Source organism: Planomonospora algeriensis (assembly GCF_977012225.1).
Genome location: NZ_CDRNDK010000175.1, coordinates 1 through 12,046, shown reverse-complemented (window position 1 = coordinate 12,046; position 12,046 = coordinate 1). Strand labels below are relative to the sequence as shown.

Below are 12,046 nucleotides of genomic sequence, written 5' to 3'. Positions count from 1 at the left end.
TCGCCCACCGCTCTTCCGTCAGCGCCGCGGCAGCCGGGCCCCGGTGCGCTCGCCCGCCAGGGCCACGGCCGCGTCACGGGCCGCGGTGGTCTCCTCGACGGTCAGCGTCCGGTCCGGCGCGCGGAAGCGCAGCGAGTAGGCCAGGGACTTGTTGCCCTCACCCACCTGCGCACCGGCGTAGACGTCGAACAGCCGGATCGCCTCCAGGAGCTCTCCGGCCCCCTCGCGCAGCGCCGCCTCGACCTCGGCGACCGGGACGGCGGCGTCGACGATCAGCGCCACGTCCTGGGTGGCGACCGGGTAGGCGGAGATCGCGGGGGTCTCCGCCGGTCCGGGGAGCGACGACTCCAGCCCGGTCAGCTCCAGCTCCATCGCGCAGGTGCGCGGCGGCAGGCCGTACGCCTCGACGACGCGGGGGTGCAGCTCGCCGGCGTGCCCGACGAGGGTCTCCCCGGCGTACAGCGCGGCGCAGCGGCCCGGATGCCAGGGCTCGTGCCGGTCGGCGCGGACCTCCAGCGGGACCCCGGCCTCGCGGGCCACCGTGCGGGCGGCCTCCACGGCGTCCGCCCAGGTCGCCGGGGCGCCCTTGCCCCACCAGCCGGAACGCTCGAACTCGCCGGCCAGCACGACCGCTACCCGCCTCGGCTGCGCGGGCAGCGCCGCCTCGATCGAGGCCAGCTCGTCGTCGGTCGGCCGCCGCTCCACACCCAGCACCGGCGCGGTCGCCGGCGCGTCCGCGGCGGGCCGGTAGACCAGGCCCATCTCGAACAGCGCGACGTCGCCCACGCCCCGGCCCACGTTGCGGACCAGGGTCTTCAGCAGACCCGGCAGCAACGTGGTCCGCATCAGCGGCTCGTCCTCGCTCAGCGGGTTGGCCAGCCGTACGGCACGGCGGCGCGCGTCGCCCTCGGGCAGCTGCAGGTTGTCGAGGTCGCGCTCCCCCATGAACGGGTAGGCGAGGACCTCGACGTAGCCGGCCGACGCCAGCGCCCGGCCGGCCCTGCGGCGCAGCCGCTGGCCCTCGGTGAGACCGGCCCCCGCCGGGGCGGCGGGCAGGACCGAGGGGAGGTTCTCGTAGCCCTCGAGCCGGATGACCTCCTCCGCCAGGTCGTTGGGGTCGGTCAGGTCGGGCCGCCAGGACGGCGGGACGACCGTCAGCATGTCGTCCCCGGTCACCGCGAGCCTGGCCGCCAGGCCGTCGGCGGCCTCGGCGCCGGACGCGTCCCCGGTGCCCTCGGTGACCGTGCAGCCGACCTGCTCCAGGCGGCGGATCACGGTCTCGCGGTCGTAGCGCACACCGGCGACCCGACCGGGGTGGCCGCTCGGGATGGAGATCCGGACCGGCCGGGTCTCGACCTCCGCGCAGGTCACGCCCGGCTGGATCGTGCCGCCGCCCAGCTCCGCCAGGAGCCGCACCGCGCGCCAGGACGCCTGCAGCGGCAGTTCCCGGTCCACTCCCCGCTCGAAGCGCTTGGACGCCTCGCTGACCAGGTTGTGGCGGCGGGACATGCGCGCGACGCCGCTGGGGGCGAAGTGCGCGGCCTCGATGACGATGTCGGTGGAATCGTCGGAGATCTCGGTGTGCAGCCCGCCCATGGTCCCGGCCATCGAGATGGCGCCCGAGGAGTCGGTGATCAGGACGTCCTCGGGGTGGAGCGCGCGCACGACGTGGTCGAGCGTCTCCAGGGTCTCCCCCGGCTCCGCCCGGCGCACCACGATCTCACCGCTGAGCTTCGTCGCGTCGAAGGCGTGCAGCGGCTGGCCGAGCTCGAGCATCACGTAGTTGGTGACGTCCACGGCCAGCGAGACCGGCCGCATGCCCGCGCGCGTCAGCCGGGCCCGCATCCAGAACGGGCTCGGGGCGTGCGGGTCGAAGCCGCGGATCGCGCGCAGCACGAAGCGGTCGCACGCGGTCGGGTCGGCGATCGAGGCCGGGTGGGACGGGCCGGTCTCCGCGGGCGGGGAGACATCAGCGGGGTCGCGGAACGCGACGCCGAAGGCTGTGGCGACCTCGCGGGCCACCCCGCGGACGGACAGCGCGTAGCCGATGTCCGGGGTGATCTCCAGCTCGATGACGTCCTCGCGCAGGCCGAGCAGTTCGACCACGTCGGCGCCGATGGGGGTGTCGGCGGGCAGCAGCATGATGCCGCCGTGGTCGTCGCCCAGGCCCAGCTCGCGCTCGGAGCAGATCATGCCCTCGGACATGCGCCCGTAGGTCTTGCGGGCGCCGACCTCGAACCCGCCGGGCAGCACGCCGCCGGGCAGCACGACCGGCACCCGGTCGCCGGCGGTGAAGTTCGTCGCACCGCACACGATCTGGCGCGGCGCGGCCTCCCCCACTTCGACCTGGCAGTGGCGGATGGGCTTCTTGAAGCCCTCGAGCTCCTCGATGGAGAGCACCTCGCCGACGACGACGTTCTTGACGTCGTGGCCGTGGGAGGTGATCGCCTCCAGCTTGAGCCCGGCGGCGGTGAGCTTGTCGGCGATCTCGTGGGCGGTGACGGCGGGGAGATCGACATACTCCCGCAGCCATGAAAGCGGGACCTTCATCAGACCTCCATCCCGAACGGGAGAGTGAAGCGGGCGTCGCCCTCGACCATGTCGCGCATGTCCTCGGCGTTGTGGCGGAACATCAGCGTGCGCTCGACGCCCATGCCGAACGCGAAGCCGCTGTAGCGGTCGGGGTCCACCCCGCAGGCGATGAGCACCCGGGGGTTGACCATGCCGCAGCCGCCCCACTCGATCCAGCCCTCGGACTTGCAGGTACGGCAGGGCGGGTTGCCCGGGACCGCGGAGGCGCCGCGGCAGACGAAGCACTTCAGGTCCATCTCGGCCGACGGCTCGGTGAACGGGAAGTAGTTGGGCCGGAACCGGGTGCTGATGCCCTTGCCGAACATGACCTCGGCGAAACGGTCCAGGGTGCCCTTCAGATGGGCCATCGTCAGGCCCTCGTCGACCGCCAGCCCCTCGATCTGGTGGAAGACCGGGGTGTGGGTGGCGTCGAGCTCGTCGGTGCGGAACACCTTGCCCGGCGAGATCACGTAGACCGGCAGCTCCCGGCTGAGCAGCGCCCGGATCTGTACCGGGGAGGTCTGCGTGCGCAGCACCTTGCCCGAGTCGACCGACTCCACGAAGAAGGTGTCGTGCTCCGAGCGCGCCGGGTGGTCGGGCGAGATGTTGAGGGCGTCGAAGTTGAACCACTCGCCTTCCAGCTCGGGCCCCTCCGCCACCTCGTAGCCCATCGCGACGAACGCGTCGGCGATGCGCTCCTGCAGCGTGGTCAGCGGGTGGCGGGCGCCCCTGGGGAGGCGGTCCCATGGGAGCGTGACGTCGACGGTCTCCTCGATGAGGACCCGCTCGTCCCGCTCGGCCTCCAGCTGGGCCTGGCGCTCGGCGAGGGCGTCGGCGATGGCCTTGCGGGCGCCGCCGACGCGTTTGCCCGCCTCGGCGCGGGCCGCGGGGGGCAGCGCGCCGATCTCGCGGTTGGCCAGGGCGATCGGTGAGCGGTCACCGGCGTGGGCGAGCCGTACCTGCTTGAGTTCGTCGAGGTCGCGCGCAGCCTTGACGGCTTCGAGCGCTTCAGCCTGCATGCGCGCCATCTCATCGGCGTGCAGCGGCGTCACCTCGACCGGGTCGTAGTTAGACAAAAGAGAGCTCCGAATCCAGGGCTTGAGCGGCCATGAGTCTAATCGCTGAAGCGGTCGGGCCCCGCCTGGGAATCCCGGCGAGGCCGGGGAGATCCTCCCGCGCCGCGGGACGGGCGCGCACGACCGGCGTCAGAGTGCCCACCGGGTCTCGCATCCGCCGTTCAGGCGAAGTCGGGGGTGCCGGTGGGCACGGTAAATCGGAACTCGGCCCCGCCTTCGGGGCCCCGCTGCACGGACACGGTGCCGCCGTGGGCCTCGATCAGGCCCTTGACGATGAACAGACCGAGCCCGGTGCCTCCGCGGCGGCGGGCGTTGCCCCGCCAGAACTGCCGGAACACGCGCGTGGCCAGCTCGGGCGGGATGCCCTCTCCCTGGTCACGGACGGACACGGTGACTCCCCACTCGCTCGGTTCCATGGCTATTGTCACCGTACCCCGGCCGTGGCGCACCGCGTTTTCCAGCAGGTTGGCCAGCACCTGATCGATCTTGTCCTGGTCGAGCCAGGTCTCGGGCAGCCCGCCGTCCACCTGGAGCCGGAAGCGGTCCTCCGGCTCCCCCGCGGCGACCCGCCCGGCGATCAGCCGGCGCGCCCTGGCGGGCAGGTCGACCACCTGCCGGTGGATCTCCAGCCGCCCCGACTCGATGCGGGACACGTCGAGCAGCTCGGTGATCAGCCGCGTCACCCGGTCGGCGTCGGCGTTGACCGTCTCCAGCATGACCAGCTTCTGGTCGTCGGTGAAACGCGACCACTTGGCCAGGAGCGTGGCGGTGAACCCCTTGACGCTGGTCAGCGGGGAGCGGAGCTCGTGGGCGACGGTGGAGACCAGGTCGGCGCGGCTGCGCTCCAGGCGGGCGCGGGCTCCGGCGTCGCGCATCGTGACGACCACGCGGACGACCTCGCCGCCCCGCTCGGGCCTGCGCACCAGGCGGGCGGCGACCAGCAACTCCTGGCCGCCCGGGGTGCGCAGCGGGAGCTCGGGCTGGCGGGTGCGGGTGGGCAGCCCGCCGTACGGGTCGAGCCACTTCCACCAGTCGCGGCCGTCCTGGTCCTGCAGGGAGAACACGTCGCGCACGTGCCGGCCGACGGCCCGCTCCCGGGTGATCCCGGTCAGCCGGGCGGCGGCGCGGTTGACGGTCAGCACGTGGCCGTCGCGGTCGGTCACCACGAGGCCGTCGGGGAGGTCGTCGACGCCGATCGCGCATGGGGAGTCAGCGCCCCGCTCGTCGGTGTGTTCGCCGTGCACGACCCCGCCTCCTCGGACTCCAAGGCCGACAATAGCGGGTTTCCCGCGTCCTACGGCAGCCTCGGCTCGAGGGCCGGGGGCGAACCGGCGCGTTGGAACCGGGCAGATGCGTACAGACATACCGCGGCCGCGGTGGCGAGGTTGAGGCTCTCGGCTCTTCCGTAGATCGGCACCCGGACGACGTCGTCCGCCAGCCGCAGGAGCTCCTCCGGCAGTCCCCAGGCCTCGTTGCCGAAGATCCACGCGGTCGGCCCGGACAGGTCCACGTCGTCCAGCGTGTGCTTGCCCGCGCCGTCGGCGGCGAGCACGCGCAGGCCGGACTCCTTGAGCCTCGCCACGGCCTGCGCCACCGGCGCCCCCGTGGCGACCGGCAGGTGGAACAGGCTGCCCGCGCTGGCCCGGACGCACTTGCCGTTGTAGGGGTCGACCGAGGCGTCGGTGAAGACCACCGAGTCGGCGCCGGCGGCGTCGGCCGAGCGCAGCACCGTCCCGGCGTTGCCGGGGTCGCGGACGTGCGCGAGGACGGCCACCAGGCGGGCGTCGGCGGTGACGGCGCGTTCCAGCGGCACGTGCACGAAGCGGCACACCGCCAGCAGGCCCTGCGGGGTGACGGTCTGGGCGAGCTCCGCCATGACCTCCCCGCTGGTCCGCAGGACCGGTATCCCTGCGGCCCGCGCCGCGAAGAGGATCTCGGCGTGCCGCAGCTCGGCCTCGGCCGTGGTGAACAGCTCCACCACGACGTCGTCCAGTGCCAGCGCCTCGCGGACCGCCTGCGGCCCCTCGGCGAGGAAGGACCTGTCGCGGTCCCGGAAGGCCCGCTTGGTCAGCCGCCGCGCGGCCTTCACCCGCGGCGACTTGATGTTCGTCAGCTCAGAACCCGCCATACCCGTCCCTCGAGAGAACCCGCGTACATGCGAACGCGGTCCGCAGCGTGACCGCTGCGGACCGCGTTCTCAACGGAGCCGGACCCGGCCGGCGACCCGTGTGGCCCGGCCTCAGGCGACCGGCGCGTTCACGTCGGCCGGAAGCGCCTTCTTGGCGGCCTCGACCAGCGTCGCGAACGTGGCGGCGTCGTTCACCGCGAGGTCGGCGAGGATCTTGCGGTCGACCTCGATGGAGGCCAGGCGCAGACCCTGGATGAGCCGGTTGTAGGTGATGCCGTTCTGGCGGGCAGCGGCGTTGATCCGCTGGATCCACAGACGGCGGAAGGTGCCCTTGCGGTCCTTGCGGTCCCGGTAGGCGTAGGTCATCGAGTGGAGCATCTGCTCCTTGGCCTTGCGGTACAGACGCGACCGCTGGCCCCGGTAACCGCTCGCCCGCTCGAGAACGACCCTGCGCTTCTTCTTGGCGTTGATCGCCCGCTTCACGCGTGCCATGTGTATCTATCTCCCCGGGATCGTTACTTAGCGAGCAGCTTCTTGATCTTCTTGGCGTCGGCGTCGGAGAGCACGACCTCGGGCTTGAGACGGCGCGTCAGGGTGGACGACTTCCACTCGTTGTAGTGCGCGCGGTTGGCGCGGCGGCGCTTGATCTTGCCCGAGCCGGTGAGCCGGAACCGCTTCTTCGCACCGCTGTGCGTCTTCATCTTCGGCATCTCAGCCGTATCTCCCTCGATCGTGCCGATGTCCCGGGCCGGCGACCCGAGTCAAGGGCATGCTTGACTGCGAGACCGGACCCGGTCCCGGATTCTTCTCGCGGCTGCCTGAGCGTTCAGGCTATGCGAGTCACTCCTGCGGAGCGGCCGCCTCGTCGGTGACGGGCGTCTCGGTCCCCGCAGCCTCTTCGCCGCGCTGGGCCTTGGCCGCCGCCTTCTCGGCCTTGGCCTCGGCCTTCTTCTTGTGCGGGCCGATCACCATGATCATGTTACGGCCGTCCTGCTTGGGCTGGGACTCCACGAAGCCGAGCTCCGTGACGTCCTCGGCCAGCCGCTGCAGGAGCCGGAAGCCCAGCTCGGGCCGGGACTGCTCCCGGCCGCGGAACATGATCGTGACCTTGACCTTGTCCCCGGCCTTGAGGAACCGCACCACGTGACCCTTCTTGGTCTCGTAGTCGTGCGGGTCGATCTTCGGCCGGAGCTTGATCTCCTTGATGATCGTGTACGCCTGGTTGCGGCGCGCCTCACGTGCCTTCATGGCCGACTCGTACTTGAACTTGCCGTAGTCCATGAGCTTGCACACAGGCGGGCGAGCCGTCGCCGCGACCTCGACGAGGTCGAGGTCGGACTCCTGAGCCAGCTTCAGAGCATCGCCGATGGAGACGATGCCCACCTGTTCGCCGTTCGGGCCGACGAGGCGCACCTCGGGCACACGAATACGGTCGTTGATGCGGGGCTCGGCGCTGATGGGGCCTCCTAGGTTGCGATCCGCCGCCCTTTGGCGGGCGACTGCCACGTGCTCGATCGTGCCGGGAGGTCACGCATGCGCGTCCCTTGACAGGACGCGGAACGCAAAGTGCCCCGCACGTCGCGCATGCGGGGCCACATGGACTCACGAACCCTAAGCCGTAAGCCCTCCGGGGTTAACCGGAGTGATCCTTGACCTGCCGGCCTCACGGTCGACCAGGTGGGAGGAAGACCTCCGCTTGCGCGTCCGGCAGGCATGCCGGACCGATCGAGTAGTCACACTACCACAACCGTGCGCGACGCCAGAATCATCCCCTTGCCCATATACAGATGATCGATATATAAAGATCGCATGAGCGAACGCCCGATGCAGGAACCCACGTTCCTGATCCTCACGGCCCTCGCCGCAGGCCCCCAGCACGGTTACGGGGTGATCACCGACGTGCGGGAGATCTCCGCCGGCCGGGTCGTCCTGCGCGCCGGGACCCTCTACGCCGCCCTCGACCGGCTCCAGGCCGAGGGCCTCATCACCGGCGACCGCGAGGAGGTCGTGGACGGCCGCGTCCGCCGCTACTACCGGCTCACCGACTCCGGCGGCGCCCGCCTGGCGGCCGAGGCCGAACGGCTCCGCCGACACGCCGAGGCCGCCTCCACCCGGCTGCGCGCCCGCCTCGCCGGGGGCGCCCTCTTCCGCGGGAGCCTCACCGGAGGCGTCGCCTCGCCTCCCGGCTCCTTCGGAGGTCACCGGCTCGCCGGGGGTGCCGCGTGACCGGCCTGGAGGACCGCTACCGCGGGCTCTTCGCCTGGTACCCGGCCGAGCACCGCGCCCGGCACGAGGAGGAGATGATCGCGGTCCTGCTCGCGTCGGCCCGCCCCGGGCAGACCCGCCCCGGCCTCCGCGACGCCGCCGACCTGCTGCTGGGGGCCGTCAGGATCCGCCTGCGCCACGCCTTCGGCCCCGGGTCGGCCCCTCTGTGGCGGGACGCGCTGAACGCGGCGGCGGTCGTCGCGCCGCTCTCCCTGCTGGTCACCGGACTCGGCTCGGCCGCCGGCCTGCCGGCCTCGGCGAGCGGACTCCCGCCGGCCTACACGCTGGTCCAGCTCGCGTTCCTGCTCCCGCAGGCGCTCATCGTGGTCCTGGCGCTGCGTGGTCCCCGCCGGAGTGCGGCGGCCTGCGCGTGGCTCTGGGCGGTCGCGGAAACCGCCGTCTCCGTGTGGGCGGTCCTGGACGCGATCGCCTCTCTCGGGCCGGGCGCCTATTCGGTGGAACCCCTCACGGCCGGGACGGTCGCGGAACGGGCCGGCCCGCTCGTTTTATCCGCGCTCCTGCTGACCGCCGCACCCGACCCCGCCTCGGGCGCGCGGTCGATCGGCCGTCGGACGCTGCTGCGCTGGTCGGTCGTGACCGTCGCGGCGCTGGGCGCGGTCTCCGTCCTCTCGCCGCTCACCGCGCCGGGCCACGGCCTGACCGGCCTGACCCTGCCCCTGCTGGCCGCGATGGCCTGCGGCGTCGCCAGCCGCCACGCGGCCGGGCGCCGCGGCATCGCGCTGCTCGCCCCGCCGCTGCTCTCCATGGCGGGACACCGCCTGGCGGATCCGCTCTCCTCGGGCAGGCCGTTCGTCCTGGCGGTCGAGGCGATGCTCCTGGCCCTCGTCTTCGTCCTCGCCCGGCGCGGCTTCCGGCCGTACGGCTCCGGGACGGTCAGCTCGCCCGACCGGCTCGCCTGAGGATCTCCGCCTCACCGGCCGCGCGCATCGCCTCCACCGGCACGTCCGCGCGGCCGGTCATCAGCTCGACCTGCCGGACGGCCTGGTGCAGCAGCATCGGAAAACCCCCGACCACGGTCCCGCCCGCCCGCCGTACGGCCTGCGCGAGCAAGGTCGGCCAGGGGGCGTAGACCACGTCGAAGACCGCGGGGGCGCGGGCGGCCACCAGGTCGGCGAAGCCGTCCGCCGCCCCGGACGGCAGGGTGGAGACCACCAGATCCGCGTCCAGGACCGCGTCGAGCTTGTCGAAGGTCTGCACCGCCAGGGCCGTGCCCAGCCGTTCGGCCACCTCGGCGGTCTCCCCCGCCCTGGCCGGGTCGCGGACCACCAGCGTGGCCTCCCCCAGGCCCAGTTCGCGCAGGGCGGCCAGGGTGGAGGCGGCCGTCGCCCCTCCGCCCAGGATCACCGCGGACCGGGGCGGCGCCACGCCGGCCTCGGACAGCGCCCGCACGATGCCGTACACGTCGGTGTTGTCACCGTGCCGGGCGCCTTCGGACAGGACCACGGTGTTGGCCCCGCCCACTTCGACGGCGAGGTCGGAGACGGTGTCGAGCAGCGGGAGCACGGCCCGCTTGAGCGGCATGGTCAGCGAGAGCCCGGCCCACTCGGGACCGAGTCCGCCGAGCAGGGCGGGCAGGGCCGCCTCGTCGCACTCGATCGCCTCGTAGCTCCAGCCGTCCAGGCCGAGCGCCTCGTAGGCGGCCCGGTGCAGGTACGGCGAGAGCGAGTGGGCGATCGGCGATCCCAGGACCGCGGCCCTCGTCGCGGTCCCCGGCGCGGACTGCGTCACCCGTTCGCCTGCTTCCTGTCGAACTTGGCCTTGAGCCGGAGGAACTCCGCCTCGGTGGTGGCGAACTCGGTCAGCCGCCGTTCCGGGTCGGTGGTGACGAACCAGAACCAGTCGCCCTCGGGGGGGTTGAGCGCGGCCTGGATGGCGTGGTCGCCGGGGTTGCTGATCGGCCCCGGCGGCAGTCCGGCCTTGGCATAGGTGTTGTAGGGGGACGTGCTGCGCAGATCGGCGTTGGTCGCGGCGATGCCGTACTTGTTCAGCCCGTACATCACCGTGCTGTCCATCTCCAGCTTCCGCCCCTTCTCGAGGCGGTTGTAGATGACCCGGGCCATCTTCCCCATGTCGCTGACCCGGCCGCCTCGGCCTGAATGATGCTGGCGATCGTCATGATCTCGTGCGGCGTGTGGCCGAGCTCCTTGGCCCCGGCGACCAGTTTGTCCTTGTCGGCGGTGTCGCTGAAGCGCTCGACCATCGCGGCCAGGATGTCGGCCGCCGACATCTTGGGCGTGATGTCGTAGGTGGCGGGGAAGGCGTAGCCCTCCAGCCTGCCCTTGGCGTAGCCGGGCAGGCCCAGGACCCGGGCGTCCTTGGCCGCCTGCTGGAACTCCTTCAGCGGCCGGCCCGTCGCCTTGGCCAGGGTGCTGAGGGTGTCGGACAGGCGCAGCCCCTCCTTGAGGGTGACCCGGTCCATCAGCTGCTTGCTCGGGTCGAGGAGCTCGACCGCCGCGGCGGCGGACATCTGCTTGCGCAGGGTGTAGGTCCCCGGCTGCAGGGAGGCGCTCTTGCCCGCGGCGGCGATGGCGTTGGTGAAGGCCTTGGCGCTCTTGACCACGCCCTGCTCCTCCAGCGTCCGGGCGACGTCGGTGGCGCTCTGCCCCGTCGTGATCTCCACGGTGACCTCGCCGGTGCCCTGGCCGGTGTAGTCGTCCGGGGTCATCACGTCGCTCAGCCACGTGTAGCCGTAGTAGCCGCCGGCGCCGATGCCGCCCAGCAGGATGAGGAGCGCGAGCATGGGCGCCAGGAAGCCGCCCTTGTTGCGGCGCCGCTTGCGCCGGCGGCCCCGCTTCCCGCCGTCGCGTCCCGAGGACGCGCGCGACCGGCGCCGCGACCGACCGTCGTCGTCCTCGGCGCCCACCAGGAAGTCCATGTCAAGGTCGCTCATGATTCGCTGGCCAATCTCCCGGCACGGACGGTCCGGCGTCAAGTGAATCTTCCGAACCGTGGAGCTTCACCGAGCTGAACATCCAGGTCCTCCGGGCGCCTGCCCCTGGCATCCCGGTGCGCGCCGCCCGGCTACGGGGAACGGCGGGTCCTCCTCCGGGCATCAGCGTGCCCCGAGGTTTCTGCTCAGCTCTTCCCGGTTTCCCGCCAACTCACTCTCTTCGTCAAGGAATTTCGTGATTCTATGCTCCCGACCCACAACCACAAACCGAGACCAACCATCTCGATCTGGATGTGAACCACACAAAGAGTACGGCTCCGCTCGTGCTCGTGGCGGGTCCGCGGACGGACCTGTCATCGGTCGCCCTCTCCTCACTGGGCCGCTCACCGCTCGGCCGCGCCGTCGCCTCCCCCGCCGGGCCGGTCACCCGGCACCGCCACGGGACCGCCCGGCGGCCTGCCGGTGGCGCGCTCGGCGTCGAGGGCAGCCTGGAGCAGCACGACGGCCGCCGCCTGGTCCACCACCCCGCGCTGGTTCTTCGCCTTCACGCCGCTGGCGCGCAGTCCCTGCTGGGCGGTGACCGTGGTGAGCCGCTCGTCGAACAGCCGCACCGGGACCGGGGCCAGCCGGGCGGCGATCCGGGCCGCGAACCCGCGGGCGAGCCCCGCCGCCTGGCCCTCGCGGCCGGAGAGCGAGGTGGGCAGGCCGACCACGACCTCGACGCTCGTACTCGGCCGCGAGCTCCGCGAGCCGCTCCAGGTCGCCTCTGCCGCGCCGTACGGTCTCCACCGGGGTGGCCAGCAGGCCCGAGGGGTCGCTGCGGGCCACGCCGATGCGCACCGAGCCGACGTCGACGCCCAGCCGTGTGCCGTTTCTCATGCCGTTCTCTCCCGCGCCCGCGGACCGGGGTCCGGCTCGCGGGCGTCGTCCGTCATCGAGGCGTCGGGGGCCGGCCGTCAGGCGAGCGTCTGCGCGATCGCCTGCTCGACGGCGCCGAGCGCGTCGCCGATCGCCTCGGGACGGGCTCCGCCGCCCTGGGCGACGTCGTCCTTGCCGCCGCCGCCGCCGCGACGGCGGCGCGCGCGCGCGCGCGCG

10 protein-coding genes and 2 pseudogenes are annotated in these 12,046 nt (G+C 72.6%); 2 read left to right on the top strand and 10 right to left on the bottom strand.

The genetic code is table 11. The features are described 5' to 3' along the window. Positions 1-18: 18 nt before the first annotated feature. The 7 genes from pheT to infC all read right to left on the bottom strand — a co-directional run bounded on the left by pheT (position 19) and on the right by infC (position 7,197). Positions 19-2,550: a phenylalanine--tRNA ligase subunit beta gene (gene pheT, locus ACWJ6R_RS18860; RefSeq protein WP_449063481.1), complete on the bottom strand. Its 2,532-nt coding sequence runs from the start codon at positions 2,548-2,550 to the stop codon at positions 19-21. Next, positions 2,550-3,599, bottom strand: coding sequence for a phenylalanine--tRNA ligase subunit alpha (pheS, locus tag ACWJ6R_RS18855; RefSeq protein WP_449063482.1), 1,050 nt, complete (start codon positions 3,597-3,599; stop codon positions 2,550-2,552). Before pheS ends, pheT begins: the two co-directional genes overlap by 1 nt. 209 nt (positions 3,600-3,808) lie before the next feature. After that, positions 3,809-4,891 (bottom strand): ATP-binding protein, encoded by a 1,083-nt coding sequence (locus ACWJ6R_RS18850; RefSeq protein WP_449063480.1) that lies wholly within the window; start codon positions 4,889-4,891, stop codon positions 3,809-3,811. 50 nt (positions 4,892-4,941) lie between these two features. Continuing rightward, positions 4,942-5,775: a TrmH family RNA methyltransferase gene (locus tag ACWJ6R_RS18845; protein ID WP_449063479.1), complete on the bottom strand. Its 834-nt coding sequence runs from the start codon at positions 5,773-5,775 to the stop codon at positions 4,942-4,944. A gap of 111 nt (positions 5,776-5,886) precedes the next feature. Then, complete coding sequence (gene rplT, locus ACWJ6R_RS18840; protein WP_068895365.1) at positions 5,887-6,267, bottom strand: 50S ribosomal protein L20; 381 nt, start codon at positions 6,265-6,267, stop codon at positions 5,887-5,889. Positions 6,268-6,290: 23 nt separating this feature from the next. After that, positions 6,291-6,485: a 50S ribosomal protein L35 gene (gene rpmI / locus ACWJ6R_RS18835; protein ID WP_068895367.1), complete on the bottom strand. Its 195-nt coding sequence runs from the start codon at positions 6,483-6,485 to the stop codon at positions 6,291-6,293. Between the two features lie 130 nt (positions 6,486-6,615). Beyond that, on the bottom strand, positions 6,616-7,197 hold the full coding sequence (gene infC, locus ACWJ6R_RS18830; RefSeq protein ID WP_068895368.1) for a translation initiation factor IF-3: 582 nt from the start codon (positions 7,195-7,197) through the stop codon (positions 6,616-6,618). 387 nt (positions 7,198-7,584) lie between these two features. On the opposite strand from infC, the gene ACWJ6R_RS18825 reads away from it, so the two are divergent. Both ACWJ6R_RS18825 and ACWJ6R_RS18820 read left to right on the top strand, forming a co-directional pair. Next, a complete protein-coding gene (locus tag ACWJ6R_RS18825; protein ID WP_449063478.1) occupies positions 7,585-8,001 on the top strand; it encodes a PadR family transcriptional regulator in 417 nt (138 codons plus the stop codon). Continuing rightward, positions 7,998-8,960: a hypothetical protein gene (locus ACWJ6R_RS18820; RefSeq protein ID WP_449063477.1), complete on the top strand. Its 963-nt coding sequence runs from the start codon at positions 7,998-8,000 to the stop codon at positions 8,958-8,960. The genes ACWJ6R_RS18825 and ACWJ6R_RS18820 overlap by 4 nt, the downstream gene beginning before the upstream one ends. Here the strand turns inward: ACWJ6R_RS18820 and ACWJ6R_RS18815 are convergent. The 3 genes and pseudogenes from ACWJ6R_RS18815 to ruvX form a co-directional block, all read right to left on the bottom strand. Beyond that, positions 8,935-9,789: a shikimate dehydrogenase gene (locus ACWJ6R_RS18815; RefSeq protein ID WP_449063476.1), complete on the bottom strand. Its 855-nt coding sequence runs from the start codon at positions 9,787-9,789 to the stop codon at positions 8,935-8,937. The genes ACWJ6R_RS18820 and ACWJ6R_RS18815 overlap by 26 nt on opposite strands. Further along, positions 9,786-10,726: pseudogene (gene mltG, locus ACWJ6R_RS18810) on the bottom strand (endolytic transglycosylase MltG). The gene ACWJ6R_RS18815 and the pseudogene mltG overlap by 4 nt, the downstream one beginning before the upstream one ends. Before the next feature lie 608 nt (positions 10,727-11,334). Beyond that, positions 11,335-11,830: pseudogene (gene ruvX, locus ACWJ6R_RS18805) on the bottom strand (Holliday junction resolvase RuvX). Between the last annotated feature and the right edge of the window lie 216 nt (positions 11,831-12,046).